This is a genomic window from Pedobacter westerhofensis, from assembly GCF_900182595.1.
GTDB lineage: Bacteria > Bacteroidota > Bacteroidia > Sphingobacteriales > Sphingobacteriaceae > Pedobacter > Pedobacter westerhofensis.
Genome location: NZ_FXTN01000006.1, coordinates 51,674 through 71,212, shown reverse-complemented (window position 1 = coordinate 71,212; position 19,539 = coordinate 51,674). Strand labels below are relative to the sequence as shown.

16 protein-coding genes are annotated in these 19,539 nt (G+C 40.2%); 11 read left to right on the top strand and 5 right to left on the bottom strand.

All coding sequences use genetic code 11. From position 1 onward, the window contains the following. Positions 1–2: 2 nt before the first annotated feature. Together FN831_RS12720 and FN831_RS12715 are read right to left on the bottom strand one after the other, a co-directional pair. A complete protein-coding gene (locus FN831_RS12720; protein ID WP_056095405.1) occupies positions 3–533 on the bottom strand; it encodes a DUF305 domain-containing protein in 531 nt (176 codons plus the stop codon). Positions 534–691: 158 nt separating this feature from the next. After that, positions 692–1,888 carry a sulfite oxidase gene (locus tag FN831_RS12715; protein ID WP_008245487.1) on the bottom strand — a complete coding sequence of 399 codons (1,197 nt, stop codon included), beginning with the start codon at positions 1,886–1,888 and terminating at the stop codon, positions 692–694. 707 nt (positions 1,889–2,595) lie between these two features. Here FN831_RS12715 and FN831_RS27705 point away from each other — a divergent pair. The 11 genes from FN831_RS27705 to FN831_RS12665 all read left to right on the top strand — a co-directional run bounded on the left by FN831_RS27705 (position 2,596) and on the right by FN831_RS12665 (position 13,206). Further along, positions 2,596–2,769: a hypothetical protein gene (locus FN831_RS27705; RefSeq protein ID WP_185960468.1), complete on the top strand. Its 174-nt coding sequence runs from the start codon at positions 2,596–2,598 to the stop codon at positions 2,767–2,769. Continuing rightward, on the top strand, positions 2,762–3,172 hold the full coding sequence (gene mobC, locus FN831_RS12710; protein WP_142528593.1) for a plasmid mobilization relaxosome protein MobC: 411 nt from the start codon (positions 2,762–2,764) through the stop codon (positions 3,170–3,172). Before FN831_RS27705 ends, mobC (FN831_RS12710) begins: the two co-directional genes overlap by 8 nt. Beyond that, positions 3,154–4,416, top strand: coding sequence for a relaxase/mobilization nuclease domain-containing protein (locus FN831_RS12705; RefSeq protein WP_142528592.1), 1,263 nt, complete (start codon positions 3,154–3,156; stop codon positions 4,414–4,416). The genes mobC (FN831_RS12710) and FN831_RS12705 overlap by 19 nt, the downstream gene beginning before the upstream one ends. Before the next feature lie 11 nt (positions 4,417–4,427). Beyond that, complete coding sequence (gene mobC, locus FN831_RS12700) at positions 4,428–6,488, top strand: conjugal transfer protein MobC (RefSeq protein WP_142528591.1); 2,061 nt, start codon at positions 4,428–4,430, stop codon at positions 6,486–6,488. A gap of 554 nt (positions 6,489–7,042) precedes the next feature. After that, a complete protein-coding gene (locus FN831_RS12695) occupies positions 7,043–8,308 on the top strand; it encodes an aminotransferase class I/II-fold pyridoxal phosphate-dependent enzyme (RefSeq protein WP_142528590.1) in 1,266 nt (421 codons plus the stop codon). Position 8,309: 1 nt separating this feature from the next. Beyond that, on the top strand, positions 8,310–9,002 hold the full coding sequence (locus FN831_RS12690) for a TetR/AcrR family transcriptional regulator (protein WP_185960467.1): 693 nt from the start codon (positions 8,310–8,312) through the stop codon (positions 9,000–9,002). A gap of 40 nt (positions 9,003–9,042) precedes the next feature. Beyond that, positions 9,043–9,615, top strand: coding sequence for a GNAT family N-acetyltransferase (locus FN831_RS12685; protein ID WP_142528588.1), 573 nt, complete (start codon positions 9,043–9,045; stop codon positions 9,613–9,615). A 100-nt stretch (positions 9,616–9,715) separates the two neighbouring features. Continuing rightward, the gene (locus FN831_RS12680) at positions 9,716–10,609 is read left to right on the top strand and encodes a helix-turn-helix transcriptional regulator (protein WP_221931337.1); all 894 of its coding nucleotides are present in this window, start codon (positions 9,716–9,718) and stop codon (positions 10,607–10,609) included. A gap of 475 nt (positions 10,610–11,084) precedes the next feature. Next, a complete protein-coding gene (locus tag FN831_RS12675; protein WP_185960466.1) occupies positions 11,085–12,074 on the top strand; it encodes a helix-turn-helix transcriptional regulator in 990 nt (329 codons plus the stop codon). Between the two features lie 214 nt (positions 12,075–12,288). Continuing rightward, positions 12,289–12,762: a MauE/DoxX family redox-associated membrane protein gene (locus FN831_RS12670; protein ID WP_142528585.1), complete on the top strand. Its 474-nt coding sequence runs from the start codon at positions 12,289–12,291 to the stop codon at positions 12,760–12,762. 138 nt (positions 12,763–12,900) lie between these two features. Further along, positions 12,901–13,206, top strand: coding sequence for a hypothetical protein (locus tag FN831_RS12665; protein WP_142528584.1), 306 nt, complete (start codon positions 12,901–12,903; stop codon positions 13,204–13,206). Positions 13,207–13,264: 58 nt separating this feature from the next. Here FN831_RS12665 and FN831_RS12660 read toward each other — a convergent pair whose 3' ends face one another. Genes FN831_RS12660 through FN831_RS12650 form a run of 3 tightly spaced genes read right to left on the bottom strand, consistent with a single transcriptional unit; the run spans position 13,265 to position 19,221 of the window. Then, positions 13,265–14,653 carry a RagB/SusD family nutrient uptake outer membrane protein gene (locus tag FN831_RS12660; protein WP_142528583.1) on the bottom strand — a complete coding sequence of 463 codons (1,389 nt, stop codon included), beginning with the start codon at positions 14,651–14,653 and terminating at the stop codon, positions 13,265–13,267. Then, positions 14,654–17,845, bottom strand: a complete 3,192-nt coding sequence (locus tag FN831_RS12655; protein ID WP_142528582.1) for a SusC/RagA family TonB-linked outer membrane protein — start codon at positions 17,843–17,845, stop codon at positions 14,654–14,656. Between the two features lie 44 nt (positions 17,846–17,889). Then, positions 17,890–19,221 carry a TlpA family protein disulfide reductase gene (locus tag FN831_RS12650; RefSeq protein WP_142528581.1) on the bottom strand — a complete coding sequence of 444 codons (1,332 nt, stop codon included), beginning with the start codon at positions 19,219–19,221 and terminating at the stop codon, positions 17,890–17,892. Between the last annotated feature and the right edge of the window lie 318 nt (positions 19,222–19,539).

Genomic DNA, 19,539 nt, shown 5'->3' with positions numbered 1-19,539 from the left:
TGTTAATGGGAGTTTGTAAATGTCTTCATTTGTTGGATTTCTATCTGTTCATCTGAGATAATATTCTCGGCCAGTCTTTTTACATTTTTATTTTTTCCATACCGCAACTCAACTTTAGCCATGTCGATGGCAGCCTGATGGTGAGGAAGCATTATCCTTGCAAAGGACAGATCAGTATCAGACAATTGTTTTTCTTCAGGCATTTGTTCCATCATCACTTTCATCATCTTCTGGTTGGCGTTTTGATGTTGGTTGCCTGTAGCGATAAATCCTTCAGGATGGCTGAGCAGGAGTCGCATTTGCTGAATCTGGGTTTGTTGCTCAGCTTTGATACTTTTAGCTAGCTGAATCATTTCTTTATTTTTTCCGGTCTTAATCTCTTCTTCTGCCATATCAATAGCACCCTGGTGATGTGGGATCATCATTTGTATGAAATCTCTGTCTGCAGATGTGGTAGCTGATATTTCATCCATCTTCATCATCATATGAGCCATTTGCCCAAGGAAGACATTTTTTTTAGTTGCCATTTGCATGTGTTCATGTTGTGCTCGTGCAGAGAAACTAGCAAATAGTAGAAGTATAGACGTGAATCTGATCATGGTTTGATGTAGAATATTAATTGTGATAAACTGTTTATGCCAAACAAGCCTTATGCGATAACCGCAAGATCCTGAAATTTGTTCTTATTGAGCTATATTACATCTACATCAATTGGCGAGATAAAATTAACCATGTAAGTTCTTCTGTCTAAATCATGCTCCATGGGTTGCGTTTTGCCATTTTGATCTGTCGCTCTAGCCATTAAACTATATCTTCCAGTCTTAGCAGGAACCACCCATTCAAATTCAAATAGCTGCCAGGCGAAAGGGATAGCAGGACCAATTAATTTTGCTGGTTGCCATGAATTTCCTTTATCCGTGCTTATTTCTACTTTCGATAGGTTACTATCACCTGACCATCCTGCACCCCTTACTTGATAAGGTTTTCCAGCCGGCACCGCTTCAAACAATACCGGCCTTGATATTTCAGACTTAACCAATGTAGTGGTTACGGGCGTCAAGGTAGGTAGTCCTTCAACACGCTTCCAGTAAGCATATTCAATCGTCTGCCAATAGCCATCAAACGGCTTTTCAGATGCAGTAATTTTCATCAGCCATTTCACAGATGCCATACCATACCATCCTGGAATAATTGCCCTTGCCGGGAAACCATGTTCAGCACTCAATGGTTTTCCATTCATTTCATAGGCGATGATGATGTGATCCTGCATTGCTATATTTAACGGAATGCTTCGGGCGAATTTGATTTTTCCTGGTGATTTCGGCTCTTCTGTAATCATCCCCTCATCATTCCCTTCCAAAATAATGTCTACCGTACCCACCTTTATGCCAGCCTTCTTTAACAATACGGATAAAGGTACTCCTGTCCATTCAGCATTGCTGATCCCACCTTGTTCCCATCCTAAACCCTTCACTTTTGGGGCGAGGTTAGCACGTCCGTTTCCGGCACATTCTATAGTAGCCATTACCTTTTTTGCAGGAAGCTTTTTAAGTTCGCTCAGATTGATCTTTATGACATGATTGGTGTTGCCGCCAATCTCTAATTCCCAATTTGTAGCATCAATATTGGGAATATTAAAATGACTCCTGATGAAGAACTGGTTATTTGGAGTAATCCTGTTTTTTAACGTAGGAAATGGAAACTCCATATTTAATGGCTTTTTCTCTCGCGTAATAAGTCCTGGAAAGTCATTGTCTTCTCTGGTTTGTTGAATCTCCTTCGCCGAAGCCCAGGATGGTATTGTTGCGCCAGCTATCACCGGGATAATTCCAGTAACAAAATTACGTCTGTTTAACGTGTAGTTTTGTGATGTTTTGTCGTTTTTCATTTCAATAAATGTAGGTGATTACAATATAGCCAAAAATCTCTCATAGGATAACTTGTATTCTTCCTTTTTCTTGATGGTTGAAAGGAAACAACTGTAGACTTTACTTCATCGCTGGCCTGCTAGAAAAGACACAATAGTTCTATAACTGTTTATCAAATACTCATCTCAATTTCTATCAAAAAACGGTGGAATAATGATAATGAGTTCAAGTTTGGTTGCAAGATAACTGGCGGGACACGCTATCTAAAAAAGCAAAATACCTATAAAATTCACATCTTAGTCGAAAAATGCTATTGTTACTTTACAGATTTATAATTACACAAACTGCTAGTATATATAGTCTTTCTTCAAAATCGCGGTGAGTTCACTTAACCGATTCAGTTCTTTAAGAAGTAGAGCTTCAAATGCATCATGGCTTTAATTTTCCCCCATCTTTCCCATGGTGGGAAATCCTAAAAATTTCAGTCTTAATCTTTGGCAATATAAATAATTGCCATGAAACACAGATTGAAAACCACTGCTGAAAACACAGCCGATAAGCTAACCCATAGGCAGAAATTGCCAAGAAGAAAGATCGTTCCGGCACGAAAGAAAATCCGACAGTTGCTTCGTTCCTTCCTCCCGATGGAACAAGAACAACGGCAATACCAAGAGGAGAACAACGTCTACCACAACCGCTTGTTGACTCAATAAAGCAAATCAATATTATGAATACAATCAACAGGATTTCCAAGCCGAAGCCTAGGATAAATTCGGTCTCGCTTGAGTCCAGCAAAGATGTATTTCCGTCTACGGAAACCTCTTTGCCCGCTACCGCAGGAAAGGAAGGGGCTGCGGAACTTGCCCCTTCAAGACAGACAAAAAGATCAAAATATGCCTAGAAATAAATCAGCTCACCCCGAAAATATACTAACCCGCGTGTTAAGGATTAGGTTAACTGATGCCGCTTACAAAAGGTTGGAAAAGATCAGTAAAAGCAGTGACTGTCAGACCATCGGTGAAGCTGCCAGAAAAATTCTTAGCAAAGAAAAAATCACCTTGTTCTATAAGGATATGACTCTTAATTCGACAATGGAAGAGCTAGCTGTAATCCGTAAGGAGCTACGGGCAATAGGAATAAACATTAACCAGATCACTAAAGCATTTCACAGTGATAAAAGAGAAAATATGCAACTTTTGCAGGTAAGCAAGGTGGTCCGGCTTTATGAAAAGGTTGATGGCAAAACAGACACACTATTGGTTATGATTAATAGTTTAGCAGAGAGATGGTTGCCAAGATCATAACCGGAAAAAGTTTGCGTGGCGCACTGCGGTATAATGAAAATAAAGTGCTGGAAGGAAAGGCCGAATTAATCCTTGCCAGTGGATTTGCGGGAGACATAGAGCGGATGAATTTCCACCAGAAAATGCACCGGTTTCAAAATCTGCTGATGCTTAAACCAAAGGTCAGGACCAATACCCTGCACATTTCCTTAAATTTTGACGCCAGCGAAAAACTGTCGAATGAAACCCTGCAGCGAATTGCATTGACCTACATGGACAAGATTGGTTTTGGTGACCAGCCATTTATTGCCTACCGGCACAATGACGCAGGCCACGATCATATCCATGTCGTGACTACCAATATCAAGGCGGACGGAAACCGGATAGACCTGCATAACATTGGAGCTAATCAATCAGAAAAAGCAAGGAAGGAGATTGAAGAGGACTTTAGACTGGTCAAAGCGCAGGGAAAAAAGCACAAGCCAGAACCTAGCATAAAATCTATTGATATAGAGAAGGTAATTTATGGAAAGCTGCCTACCAAACGAGCCATTAGTAATACTGTAAATGCAGTCATTGCTTCCTATACATTCACCTCACTCGCCGAACTGAACGCAGTGTTAAAACAGTTTAATGTGTGTGCTGATCGGGGGCGTGAGGAAAGCCAAATGTTTCAGAAAAAAGGATTGATGTATAGCCTTTTGGATGAAAGCGGCAACAAAGTTGGCGTCCCCATCAAATCGAGCTCGCTCTATACCAAACCAATGTTACCCTGGCTGGAAAAGCAGTTCGCAAAACACGAGCAGCACCGTTTGCAGTTTAAACTTCTCTTGAAACGGACAATAGATCAAGTGCTTTCAATAAAACCAGCGGATCAGACTGCTTTCCGCGCGGCATTAAAAGTACAGGGTGTGGCTGCAATTTTCAGGATTGGTGTGAATGGGCAGCCCTTTGGGATCACATACGTAGATCACAAAAACAAAACAGTCTTCAATGGCAGTGATCTTGGCAAAGCGTACAGCGCCAAGGGCATATTGAGTACTCTGAATACAAAAGATACTGCACAAAAAGCAAGTAATGCTTTACCCCTGTCAACTCAAAACATGCAAACGCCAACCAAACCAATTAACAGCAAGGCGCTGGACTTGGAGTCTATTCAATCCGCTCACCTTGGGCCGGGGTTACTAGACTTCCTGCTAAAAGAGCAGTATGATCAATCCGGACAGCCAGCCAGGAAAAAGAAAAGAAAAAAAATAAGAATTTAATTCCATTGAATATGCAAACAGGAGAAAACATACAGGCCTTGCGCAAGATCGCCGACTTTACAAGATTACTAAGCCTGGTTATACTTAGTCTACATTTTTATATTTTTTGTTATCGTGCCTTTCAAAATTGGGCTTTAACTGCAACACTCACCGATCACATCTTAGAAATAATCAGCTCGCTCGCCGTATTTAAAACCGTGTTGTTTTCTAAATCGGCTGCCATACTTTTGCTAGTGATTTCCCTTATAGGTGCCAAAGGCAAAAAGGATGAAAAAATCAGGAAGCAAACCATCATCACCTATATCATCACAGGCTTATTGCTGTATGGGATCAGCCATTTCTTTTTAGCACTGCAGGCTAACGCTGAGACCGTTGCCCTGTTGTACATGGGAGCCACCAGCTTTGGTTACCTGCTGATGTTGTCCGGGGGGAATTTGCTGTCGCGTTTATTGCAGGTCAATTTAAGTGGCGATCCCTTCAACAAGGACAATGAAACCTTCCCGCAGGAAGAAAGGCTGTTGGAAAATGAATACAGCATCAACCTGCCCACCAGGTACTGGCTCAAAGGAAAACTTAGGAATGGATGGATCAATGTAATCAATCCCTTTAGAAGTACTTTGCTCTCAGGTTCAGCTGGTTCTGGCAAAACCTATTTTTATATCCGGCACGTGATAGAGCAGCATTTAAAAAAGGGATTTTCCATGCTGCTCTACGATTTCAAGTACAGCGATTTAACTACAATGGCTTACAACAAGCTACTAAAGTACAGTGGCAATTTTAAAGTCAAACCCTCTTTCTGGGTAATTAGCCTCGATGATATTATGCACCGCTGTAATCCTCTGGAACCTGGGGGCATGGCAGACATTACTGATGCAACAGAATCGGCAAGGACAATGATGCTGGGATTAAACCGTGAATGGATTAAAAAGCAGGGAGATTTTTTTGTGGAATCTGCCATTAGCTTTGTAACCGCGCTGATCTGGTATCTGCGCAAATATAAGGACGGGAAATATTGTACATTACCACATACTATTGAATTGATGATGGTGGATTACAAACGTCTTTTTACCGTGCTAAATGAAGAGCCGGAAATAAACGCTTTAATCAATCCATTTATTTCAGCATGGGAAAAAGAGGAGTGGGGGCAATTGGAAGGACAGATAGGAAGTGCAAAAATTAGTATGGCAAGGCTGGTTTCGCCAAAACTGTATTATGTTTTGAGTGGGAATGATTTCAGTTTGGACATCAATAATCCCGATGCGCCAAAAATAGTTTGTCTGGGCAATAATCCGCAGAAATTACAGACTTATGGCGCAGTACTGTCTCTTTATGTCAGCCGGATTTTAAAACTAGTGAACCAGAAGGATAAACTCAAGTGCAGCCTAATTTTTGATGAATACCCGACACTATTCGCTGATCTGGTACCAACAATTACTACAGCCAGAAGTAATTTGGTCAGTTGTACCATTGGAATTCAAAGTATAGAGCAGGTGAAAAAAGAATACGGCGCGGAACAGGCAAATATAATCGCTGGAATATCCGGAAACATCATCAGTGGACAGGTTACTGGAGATAGTGCAAAAAAGCTTTCAGAGTCCTTCGGCAAGATTGTCCAGGATAGGCAGAGCCTAAGCATAAACAGTAATGATACCTCGCTAAGTAAATCTACCCAATTGGATAGTGCAATTCCCGCCAGTAAGATTGCATCACTATCATCCGGACAATTTGTAGGCATGGTGGCGGATAATCCCGACCAGAAAATTGAATTGAAAATGTTTCATGCAGAAGTTATTAATGATCATAAAGCTATCAAAGCAGAAGAAGAGCAGTATCAACCACTGCCAAAGATTAGAGAAGTTACCGATGAAGAAATTCAGCAGAACTACAAGAAGATCAAAGCGGATATTTATGAGCTCATAGAAGATGAATATATAAAGGCGGTTCCCTCTGCAATTGCAAATAAAGTAGCAAGTGTGAACACTGCTGAAAAAGAAGGTCATTTGAACAAGCCAGAAAAAAGGGCAGTTCGTAAGAAGTCTATAATAGCTGAGAAAAAAAGCCTATCGTTATAAGCCAGTATGGTCTGATTTAAAACTGAAATAGATGCGTAGTATTGATGCGGTCGATTAAATATTTGGGACTGCTCAACTTTTTTTCGATCTTTTCCGATCGATTTCCTTCTTCTTCAAGAGTATATAAGTTTGTATAAACCACTTTCACGACTGTCTTATCATTAATATTATAGGAAAACATTTGGTGGAAAACCACCTGTAAAGTGCTAATAACCTAGATTGGAGCTACTAAATAAAATATTGGGTAAGTTCGATTCAATTAAGGCTATTGAATGGGCGCAATGGCGGCTATTGTTTTGGTTTTATGGGGAAATTTGAAGAGAATACAGGTGTATTTAGTAAATAAAACATTTAAATATAATATTTTCTATATTTTTTTTCAGATAATGATCTTTTCGGTGATTGTAAAGTCATATTAGGGCAATTTTAGTGTAATGATCGCTCTCTGGGTGTTGTTAGATGCTGCTTTTATTTAGTTTATTGAAAAAAGTGGATTTATGCACCACTAATAGGAAACTCATACTTTACTTTAGCAACAACTTATAAGAGTAAATATGAATTTAGACTTTAAAAAGGCATCCTTTAAGGATTTTGAAGACCCTGCAGGTTTAGATGCATACCAGCGGGCGGTGTATTTCAACCAGTATCTTAATTTCTTGGAAGATGAGGGGCGTTTGAATTATCGATTCGAGACCAGTTCGGCTGGCGGCCCTGAAATTGAGTTGAACATACCGGCTCTGGGAGGTGTTGGCAAATACATTAGTTTGGTTTCCAATGATTACCTTGGATTCTCTCAGCATCCACTTGTGAAGAAAGCTGCGATATTTGGGATTCAGTATTTAGGTACAGGAACGGGTGCTTCTCCTGCCATCGGTGGTCATTTCACTTTCCATCGCGAGCTGGAAGAAAAGATCGCGGCATTCTTTCAACGCGACGCAGCGATAATATATACGACAGGTTATACGGCCAATTCTTCGAGCTTAATGGCTTTAATCGGAAAGGAAGATCTGGTAGTTACGGACATGAAGATCCACGCCAGCATGTTTGAGGGTTGCAAAGGCAAGAATCAAAAAACTTTTCGACATAATGATCTGGAGCATTTGGAGCTTATTTTAAAAGACGCCAAAGATAGATACAGGACACGGTTTGTGGTGGTAGATGGTGTGTATTCTCAGGATGGGGACTTGGCAAGACTTAATGAACTAGTTAACTTAGTGCACCGCTATGATGGATACGTAATTATGGATGATGCACATGGTGTTGGTGTGATTGGAGAGACGGGACGTGGTGTGATTGAGCCGAATGGACTCTATCAAGATGTGGATATCATAACGGGTACTTTCAGCAAGACATTCGGCCATTTAGGTGGCTACGTAGTCGCGTCACCTGAACTCATTCGATTTTTCAAGTTTCAAAGTCGCCAGCATTTATTTTCTGTTACTGCTACACCGGCATCCATGGGGATACTAAAAGCGATTGATTTAATTGATGAAGAGCCAGAATGGAAAGATCTCCTTTGGGAAAATGTAAATCATTTTACTTCTGGCCTGAAAAGTATTGGCTTGGATATCGGCAATACGCAATCGGCGATTATCCCTGTAAAGATTGGGGATATGGCCTTAACGGCCGAAGTTTCTGGAAAACTGTTGCGTGCAGGTGTGTATGCCAATCCGATCATGTACCCGGCTGTGTCGAAAAAGGATACCAGAATACGCATGAGTTTAATGGCAACTCATACGACGCAGCAGATAGACAGGGTGTTGAATGTTTTTAATGACTTGGCCCGGGAGTTGCCTATTAGAAAAGGGGGAGAAGTTTAGTATGGAGAAAAGCGATGTAAGAAAAAAAAAACGTGGCCCATATGCAAAGTATCCAAGAGAGGTGACCATGAAAAGGTTGCTGGATGCGGTTGGCGATATCTTGAAGGAAAACGGCTGGGCTGGACTAGGGGTTAATAAGATAGAGGCTCGGGCAGGTGTGAGCAAAAAAATGATCTATCACTATTTTACTACCTATAATAACCTGGTGAAGACCTATATTAAAAGCATAGATTTTTGGATGCCCGTATTTGAGCAGTTTCAAAATTCTGATGCAATTCTTGAACAGGGTCTTCAAGAATTTATCACTACAATTTTCCAGAACCAATTTAAGATTTTTTCTAGTGATCCAATTATGCAAACCATAATTCACTGGCAGGTTTCTGAAGTTAATCCCTTACTCAGGGAAATTTCCGAAGAGCGGGAAGTAGAGGGCGCAAGGATTGCGGCAATGACAGATCCTCATTTTTTGAACTCTGGATTAAAGTTTCGCCCGATCCTTGCACTGATGCTGTTTGGAATATATGGTATAGTTTGGCATGCGAAAACAAACAAGAGCACAGTATGCGGAGTAGATATTAATAATGAAAGCGACAGAGAGGATTTGATTGTGGCCATTGGACAGATTATCGATCTGTTTTGGAAGGCTGCAGAAATTAAAACGCTGAATCAGAAAGAGGTGATCACAGATTCATAGCGATGTAAATAAGCAACTTTCGTTTAATTAATTTTAATGAATGATGAGAAAAGCTAAGCGATCAGATAAAGAGAGGATTGTGGAACTCCTTCGGCTCTCTTTTATAGACAATTTGAGTGTAGGATTTTTGGTGGGGTCAAGCTCTGGACGGAACACTCGGATACGGCGGCTGATGGAATATGCCTTTGATGTCTGTTATGAGTTTGGAGAAGTTGTTGTTAACGAAGAAGGATCTGCCTGTGCGCTTTTGTTTTATCGGCATCTAAAGCAGTTTTCATTATCTGCGGTGTGGCTGGACATCAAGTTGTTGTTTGGGGTCATTGGTTTTGCTCGTCTGAAAAAAGTGCTTCACCGTGAGAAGCTGATCGAAAATCAGCATCCAAAGGGTCCGTTTTGTTACCTGTGGTTTATCGGTGTAGACCCTGCCGTACAGGGAAAGGGTATCGGTTCCGGTTTGATGGCTGCACTGCTTTCCAAAATGGATGCACAGGATTTACCGGTTTACCTGGAAACTTCTGTTGCACGCAACATTTCGTTTTATCAAAAGTTTGGCTTTCAAGTATTTCACCAAACTGAGCTGAGTTATTCGCTGCTTTTTTTGAAACGTAGCTGATACTTTCAAACCACTTACCTATTATTAACCTATTTTTTCTATGCTGATCCCAGGTACTGAGCTGCATATGCTGACCCTTGTTATTGTATTGCTGGAACTGATGATGCTTCCGTTTGTACTTTGGTATTATTATGCATGGCCAAAAGATAAAAGCAGGCTCCTGTATTTCGTACTCCTGTCGCTGTTGATCATTTATAACCTGACTGGTGGGCTGTTCCCTGATCCACAAATTAAGGGGATTCCTGTCACCGTACAGAATATCATTGCCTACGGCTCCGGTTTTCTGATGGCCAGTTATTTTCCTTTCTATTTTTATAAGGCTTACCATCTGGAAGGTTTGCGTTGGCATGCTGTTTATGGAGTGCCCGCTTTTCTACTTTTGCCTTACTTGATTTTTTTTGGTGTGGTTTATCCGCTCACTGGAGACCTGGAGTTTGTCATTGACTACGGGATGATTATTCCCTTTTTGTATGTGCCTGTATTGCTGTGGGCCATTTTGAGATCAATGCAGTTGCAGTTCAAATGTAACGACCAATCCTTGTATCCTTCCCGTAAGGGAGAGATGTTGGCTGGCTACTGGGCGGTGTTTCCATGGGGGCTGATGACTGTGTTTTCCTATCTGCATGTGGCGCAGTGGATTGAAGTGTTATCGACCAATATGGGGTTTTTAATCATTACAACTTTGTTTATGATCCGTTCGGGAAGAATGGAGCGGATGGAAAAAGAGCGTCAGCTGGCGATGAATGTGCTGGATGATAAGCAAAAAGCCGACTTTACGGAAACTTGTCTCAAAAACCGGCTCAGCAAAAGGGAGGCTGAGGTGGCTGAATTACATTGCCAGGGATTGACCTATGAACAGATTGCGGAAAATCTGTTTATCGGCAAGCGTACGGTGGATACGCATGTGCAGCGGATTTATTTCAAGACTGAAGTTAATCGTAAAATAGATTTGCAGAGGAAATTGGGTTATTGGTTTAATATGGTTAAAAGCTAATTAGGATAGCCTTGGAACGTATTTCAGATCAGTCCTTTTATGTCCAGATTGAGGTCATGGAGCGCTTTTTTAAACTTAGTCCAAAGTTTAAGCTGTGTTCAAGCTGTGATTTTTGAAACGACTGATAAAAAGATCAAAGAATTGTTAATATGGGCGCGAAGCAGAAAGTGATGTGGTTTATGATCGAGGGGCTGGCAAGAGAATCAGTGTAAATAGAGAAACTTTTGATAGACTTTCATAACATAACGAAAAAGAGGGTTAGCTGCGCAACCCTCAGTGAGGTAGACATGAAATACCAGAATTGAGTGATGGAAGTAATTTGTCTTGTATGATAAATTGAAGCTGTAGGAAGAGCTATTTGGATATAAGATTTGGCTCTATGCATTTCATGATACCGTTTTTTAACCGAGCAGATTTGCAACTAAACCGCCGTCAATTTAGATATATGTGCTGATGAACTAAAGGAATGCGACCCATGGACAGACCAATTAAATTTCTTTTTGGCGAACCTGAACCGAATCCCGTCAATGTTACGGGGCACAGACCTGAGAATGCTGAATATACCTTAGGCTATGCAGAGGCAGAGCTCTATACCATTCCCGAAGGCACTGTGCTTTCGCAGTTTTACAGTAATTTTCTGATCTTTCTTGAATTGATCCAGTTCGACGTCACCGATGAGCTTTCGGGAATGTTTGAGGTGCAATACCCCGCCATGTTCCTCTTTTTTGATCTTAACGGGCATATACAGTTCTCGGATCAAGATGACCAGCTGATTTATGAAGCCACTAAAGGCACTTATTATGCTACCCATAATACGGCGGGCACGTATAAATTTAAGGTTCCCAAGGGATCGCATCTGGTGCTTTGTATTACGCCGCGGCTGGAATGGTTCAGGAAAGGTATAGATGACTATCCTAAATTTCGGGATTTTGTCAACAACATTGAAAGTGGCAGAGGGGACTACAGCCATTTACAACGCTGCATCATAGATGATACTGTGCTCAAAACTTTACGCCAGTTATTTGCGCTAAGCGCAAAATCTACTAAAGGGCTGCGTTCAAAAGTTGTTACTTTGACTATCCGGCTTTTTGATCTTTATCACGAAGCCTTGGATTTTACAACGCATTTAAAAGGTAAAACCCCACAAGAGAAGGCGCTTGAGATCAGGGCATACCTGGATTCTAATTATACAGATCCCTACATTGATAATCTTACCCAATTGGCGAACCGATTTGAAATTCCCGAGTGGACACTTGTGCGCATTTTTTCAAAAGTAGTTAAGAGCACAGTCCATGCCTACATCGATGAATTACGGATGGCATTTGGCTGGAAATTATTGCAGGAAAGCTCCTTAACCATCAAGGAGATTTCCCATAAGATCGGTTACCATTATCCGCCTTACTTTACACGTGTATTTAAAAAGTATTTCGGCAAAACTCCCCAGGAAATCCGAAAAAGTAGCTAAGTGTTTTCTTCGAAAAAGTACGATACAAAAGATACAGGTTTCAGGTAATTTATCTGAAACCTGTATCTTTTGTATAAGCGCATGAAACGATATTTGTTATATACTATTGGTAGAGATAGACATACAAGTGAAGAGACTTTGATTTAGAATACCTTTCAAACTTTCGCTCGCTACCAAGCCCAATTAAATTAATTACAAAATAAGCTGGGAACATATGAAAAAGGAAAAGTCATTGAAGATCATTACCGGATCTATAGCTGTAATGTTTGGGTATGCTGCCGCCGTTAAAGTAGCAGATTATTCCAAGGCACGGGTTGAAATGCTAAATCAGGTATTTCCTGTAGCTCTGGCTGAAATGCTAACATGGGTTATTCCTGCGTTGGAAATTCTGCTGGTAGTTTGCCTGTTATTACCTGCAACCAGAAAAAAAGCATTGTGGGCTTCGTTATCTCTATTAGTTGCTTTTAGTGTGTATATTATCCTGGCGACAAATGATGTTTTTAGCCGGACACCCTGTTCTTGCGGCGGTATTCTGGGAGATGGAGCATCTTACTTGACTCAACTGATTTTCAACATTTTCTTCATAGCCCTTTCCCTGATAGCCTTTACTATTGAATACAATTGGAATAAAAAAATATCATGGTTTCACTTTAAAAACAAAAAACAACTCTTCTCAAACAGTGCCTGAACCGCAATGGCAGGGAAAAGAGCCAGCCCTGCATAGGAAATAGAAAATTGAATGTGAAATGATCGCGGCTTCAAGGGGTCAAATCACTAAATCGGGCCTGTTCTCTAAATCAAAGAGCGGGAACACAACACTACTGTCATGATTAAGAAAATCATCACACAAATCAAAAGCGTTAACAAATACGGGGTCGTAGCCGTATTAATCGCCACAAGTTTAGTGGCATTTAAAGCAGAAGTCAAACAAAGTACGGTTAAGTGGCGCCCCAATTACAACACATCCGGCGCGATAACAGGCTGGACCAATGTCAATTCGCTGGTACAGGGCAGCAATTATGATTGTGATGCATCGGTCGCACAGACATGCACCGCGCAATTTCAATCGGGTACAACGCCAACTGCTACTACACCGATTCCTACAAACCGTGTAGATGGTGAATTTAACTAAATAAAATAGGAACGACTTGGTTAAGTATTTAACTAAGTCGTTCCTTAATCTAAATTTATTATCTCGGGTTCTGAGGAAGGCCATTAGCGGCAATCTCATCATCAGGAATCGGAAAAACGTACCGATTACTATTAGGAAGCAGGGTGTGATTTTGTCCTCGAAGTGAACGGGAAAGTGTCACAGCAGTAGAAGCTTCTCTATTCAATCGTTTTAAATCATACCACCTCACTCCCCGGCTAATTAATTCTTTTCTTCTTTCCAGCAAAATTTTAATAAGTGCCTGATTGGGATCTGTGGTCGTATAATTCGTGTAAGTACCATTAACAAATCTAAGCGCCATTACGGTGTTTAAATCTGTCAACGCTTCTGTCAAATTATTTAATCGCGCTTCGCATTCAGCCCTGATAAAATATATTTCATCGGTTGCCAGACCGGCAAAGAAAGATACATTACCTGTATAGGTTCCCTTAAAATTGTATCCAGTACCCCTCATATTAAAATAAGCTGTTTTTCGCAGGTCATTGCTATTATAAGCATTATACAAATCAGCATTTACATAAGTGGTTGCCGCCCTATTAAAAGAATAGGAATTTAAAGTGGCGTAAAAGATCACTTCTTTATTGTCAGCCGTTAGCGGTGGTGGAAAAGGCCTAGATGCTGAAGTCAAAATAGTGTTGTAGTCGATCAATGAACTATTAAGATTCAGGCAAGCCGTAGCAAATGCCTGTGCCTGACTATAATTTCGCATACTTAAATAGATCTTCGAAAGTAAAGCATATACTGCCGTTTTACAGGGCCTGGATTTAAAGGCTGCAGTATTACTGAGCAATAGTGCTGCATTATTCAGATCCGCAACAATTGCTTCATAAGTTTCTTTTATACTTCCCCTGGTTGACTTGATGTTCACATCCGACGAAGAGCGAACCGGGATTCCAGGAAGTTGAGAAGCTGTAGCTGGGTCGTAATCTGCTGCAAACATCTGAATAAGATTATATTCCGCGAATGCCCTGTAAAAAAGCGCACTGCCTTTAATCTGATTATAGGTGTTTTGTGATGTATTGCCAGGACCTATCTGATTCAGTCCATCCAGTACGACATTGGCATAAAATACCTGCTTATAAGGTATATTCCAGTCTTGGTTAGTCTGATTTTCATAAATATCGCTGAGCCATATATAACTATTTTTTTCCGCAGGAGATGACAATGCACTCCAACCATTATCAGTCGTGTAATAATCGTCCGTTGCAACGTTCTGTAAAGACGGAGTAACATTCATAATATTTAAATTGTCGAGTAATGCCTGGAAATCAGATAGACTCTCCGGTACTAATAATGCTTGGTCAGGTTTCTCATTTAAAAAACTCTTTTGACACGAACTAAAAAGGTACAACAATAAAAATGTAGCTAAGAGGTAATTATATCTTTTCATATTTTCTTTAAAAATCAATTAAAAATCTGTTTTGATTCCAAAGGCCATCGCTTTGGGTGGTGGTCCGGTTTGATAATCCGGGTCAATTCCTGCCTTATTCGTTTTCCATAACAAGCCAAGATTATTGGCATAAACGTAGAACTGGATGTGCCTAAACGGAAGTTGCTTTATTCCTTGTCGGTACAGATCATAACTGAAGTTGACATCTTGAAGCCTAATATTATCTGCTTTTTGAACAAGTACACTTGAAAAACTGTAAAACATATCCCTGTTATTATTTGGAACATTCGGAATAGACGGAACGTAGGTGTACTGTTCATCACCTAACTTTTGCCAACGCAGATTATAGTCTCCGTCCCCGCCTAAACCATAGTCGCTGCCATAACCAATCGAGCTTTTTCTGAAATAATATCCTAGCCTATAGGTAATATTGGCAGAAATGGAGAAACCCTTGTACTGAAAAGTGTTCCTAAAAGAACCAAAAACTGTAGGGCGCGCAGAACCACTGTATACAATATTATCAGGGGTTGCAGAAGAAATGATCGCAGAGTAATCCTTGCTAGCTTGTCCATTAAGATACCCCTGCGGATCACCCGTTGCCGGGTCAAGGCCATTCCATTTGTAACTGTAAAGTGCATATAGTGGTTTCCCAACTAATGGTGCTTGAGATAGTCCATCCCCGTACTGTAGTAAACTGGATACCGGAGAAGCGTATAAATACTTAATTATCTTATCAGAAACCTTACTCAACAGGAAGTTTGTATTCCATTTTAGCTCTCGGTCAATATTTTTCGTATTAAGAATAAGGTCGAAACCCCTGCCATTTGTATTAGCTGTATTGCCGCTGAAAGTTAATATGCCGGTAGATGGCGCATAAGGGACGGTTCCGATCAGGTCTTTGCCATCTTTCCGATAGTATTCTATAGAGCCCGTGATGATATTGTTTTTACTGCTAAAGTCAACGCCAAGATTAGTTACCTGCACGCGTTCCCATCTAAGCTCCGGATTGGGAGGATTAATAATCGTGGCGTAAGGTTGATGAATACCGCTTTGGGAAGCATCGTAGTAATAGGCGGTAGTATAGGCTGTGACGGTTTTGTTGACATTTCCGTTGTACCCATATGTAGCCCTTAGTTTTAACACGGGTATCAGTTCCCATTTATAAAAAGATTCGTTTGTTATATTCCAGCTTAACCCTGTTGAAAATAACGGCACCGCTTTCTGATTGGTTTTTACTCCGAATAAATTGGATGCGTCCTGCCTGATACTGCCGGACAATGTATAGCGCTTATCGAATGTGTAGGAGCCATTAAAATAATATGACCTATAATTATCATGCAGATTAGTTTGACCATTGCTATAAGATATAGTACTGGCGATATAGGGGTCATTATATAAAGTATAATAGTCTAAAAAATTTACAGCCTGACTGGTTTCATGTACAGGATCATAACCATACAGCCGATACGAACTACCGGTTGTATGTAAAGCTCTCATTTCGTATCCTCCGATTGCAGCGAGTTCATTTTTATTATTCCAGGATTTGTGATAATTTAATTGTGCCCGTAAATCCTGGCCTATCCCAGTTGAGTTCTGGAAATCATATATACCGCCAAGCGGCATTGGTAAAGTAAGGCTTCCGTCAGGGTTGACTTGTGTATATTGGTTAATCAGGTTCCTAGTGTAATAAGTATTTTGACTTTGCAGGTTACGGGCTTCATTCCCTGATCTTTGATACTGATAAAGAATTTGTGCATTCAGGTCTGCATTGTACCGGTATTTCAAACCCGCATTTAACTTATAGTCTGTGATGCTGCTGGTATTATTTGCATTTTGGATTTCATCAAGCGGTTTATAAGTCCAGTCTAAAAAGCCGGAATTTTGAGCACTTTGAATAAATCCATCCCGATAGTCTTTATTAATTGCAAGCGGGTTTCCCTGGCTATCTGCTAAACGAGCATAGGGATAAAGAGACGATCCATTGTATGTGATTTGTTCAATACCTGGATTGTCAGTCGTGGTTTTGCTTTGAGTAATATAAATCCCGGTACGTACTTCAAGTTTTTTATTGAACAGATTATAAGTATTGTTCGCGTTTAAGGTTAACCGGTCATAGCCATTGCCAACGAGGTTGTCCAAATTTTTATCATAACCGCCGGAAACATAATATTGCTGGTTTTCCGATCCTCCACTAAAATTAATGGAATATTGTTGATTGATGCTCTTTTGAAAAAAATATTTTGCCAAGTCATTTCTGATATCTTGATTTTTAAGGCCACTAATTTGTGATTTAGCTTGTGCAGCATTAATAGTCCCATTAGATTCCGCATTGAGTAATTCAAGAACTGGCGTAATAACAGCAGCGTTATAAGCAGAGATCGTGTTTTGGTAGTAGCCCTCCGAGTATAATCGTTCTTCGGTTGTGATGTAATCAGCACTACTCATCATCTTTTTGTAGAGCAAATTGGGCTTGTCAACTATATTAATATTGGCGTTAAAGCTTATTCTTAAAGGCTGATTATTTTTTCCTTTTTTAGTGGTGATAACAATAACGCCATTCCCCGCCCTTGATCCCCAAATTGACGCGGCGGCCGCATCTTTAAGAATAGTAATGCTTTCTACATCATTCGGATTGATATTGGTTAAATCACCATTATAAGGAAAATTATCAACGACGACTAGTGGTTGGGCATTCCCAAAGATCGTGCTGAGGCCCCGGATACTAATATCGTTTTTAACAGCTCCCTTGCCCCTGTTGAATATGAGGCCGGAAGTCACATCCTGTAAGCGGGACACAATATCAGTGCTCACACTACGGTTTATCAGGGGGTTGTCTACTTTTGTAAACGAACCGGTGGCACGCTCACTTGGCAGGTCCTGGTAACCAGTGGAGACAGTTACTTCGTTTAATACATTGCTATTAGGCTCCAAAGCAATAATAAGAGAGGTTGTTGGTAAATTCACTATTATTTCTAATGATCGAAAACCGATGTAGGAAATCTGAATGGTTAGCGGATTGCCTTGGAGTTTTGAATGAAAATGGCCAGCACTATCTGTAATAAAATGGATATTGGAGCCTTTGACCTGAACATTAGCTCCCGGTAATGGAGCGTGACCAGATGATGAAACTACAGTTCCATTAAACTCTTGTTGCGCAACGCTTAGGATCGTGCAAAATATTAGGAATATAAGGAGTATATATTTTTTCATGCAATAAATGATAAATTGTTGGGTGAGAATGCTTTGAAAGTTGGTTACTCTCTATCTTTGAATACCAGCATTTCAATTGGCTGTACACTTTCTTTCAGGGCGAGATCATATTTTTTTAGTTCGGCATTAAGCTGATCTAAATTTGAAAGATTGGCATCTATATTTATGTCAACCGGGCTATTATAGCCTGTAGCATCAACAATAGGAGAGCGGTTTTGTAAATACTGAATATCTAACCTTCCGGTTAGTTGAATCAGGTAATTATTTTTGATTTGACAGCCCTGTTTGTCGAAATCAGTTATGGTAGGACCTCCCTTGGACTGGATTTTGTCTATTGACGACGTTCTTACCAAAGCCAAACATCTTGTCGGAATTTTTTGGATGCTAACATCATACTGGGAAAAGAATCTAAGTAAGTCGCTTTGCATATTTAAGAACAAGTCTTTTGCCATACTTGGGGGAACAATCAATTCATAACTAAACCCGTGACCGTTGCCCATCCAGTTTTTTACAGCTTGCCCATGCAAATTACTCGTTAAATTGCTTGAATCTTTAGATAGAAATATCCTTTTATTACTTCCAAACCAGTACGTATCGCCACCGAATGCCGTTGCAAACAGATTGGCAATACTTTGATTTAATGCGGTAACACGTCTCGGTTTTCCAGGTTCGAGGTAATCAAAATTAACACTCCAAGGTAAACCATCCCTATAGGGAGTTATTAGCGAATGAAACATGATATTATCACCATTTCCACCATTCCCATTAATCAATAAGGGTTTATCTTTTTGAAAAGGCACAAATACGTCATGTTTTTGCCTTACAGATATACTATCAGTTTTTAGTAGTTGCTCAATATGTTCTTTATCGACAATGTCATATTCAGTTATTGATTTAACAATACCATTACTATTGATCCAAACAAAATGAGGTAAATCTTTATGAGGGAACAACTTACCTAACACTTGATCTTCTGTTACATTTGGCAGTTCGTATGTTATATGCTGCTGCCTTTGGTATTTTGAAAGAAATGTTTGGATGACAGATTCCGACTGATATGCTACTGGAAAAAATTGGACCTTTTGCGCAAACTGTTTTTGCAAACTATCTATTTTAGGTATCATAGTAATGCACGGGCCACACCATGTTGCCCAAAAGTCGAGGATGAGCAGCTTGCCTTTGAAGTCCGATATTTTAATGCTTTTGGCAGGTTTTCCGTTTGCGTCTTTGTAGTTGATGATGTTATTTATTGTAATGTCCGGCACCTTGTCGCCGATTTTGAGGGCAGTTATATTGGCTATTTTGTCTTGGGCAATTGACGAAAAATCCAGACAAAGAATAGCCAGTACGATGTTTATCGTTGTTTTTTGAAACATGAAAATATTGATAAGTAATAAGTTGGTCAGTTGATAAACTACAAAAAAGCGAGGCGACTGGAATCATTTTATATCACATGCCGCCGCCCACTGATTAATTTGGCCGTTTAAACGGGTGATTTAATTATCAGCTTAAATAATTCCTTTTGAGAAAGGTTAGGAACGAAAAAATTGGTGAGTACCACCTTTACAGAATGGTACTCACCTTGGTATGTGATTTTAAGATTTGGTGGAGTCTGTGTTTGAGCAATGCTATCCTCCGTTAGTTTGTTAAAATAACCAAAATCTATAACATACGAAACGACCAACCTCGTTAAT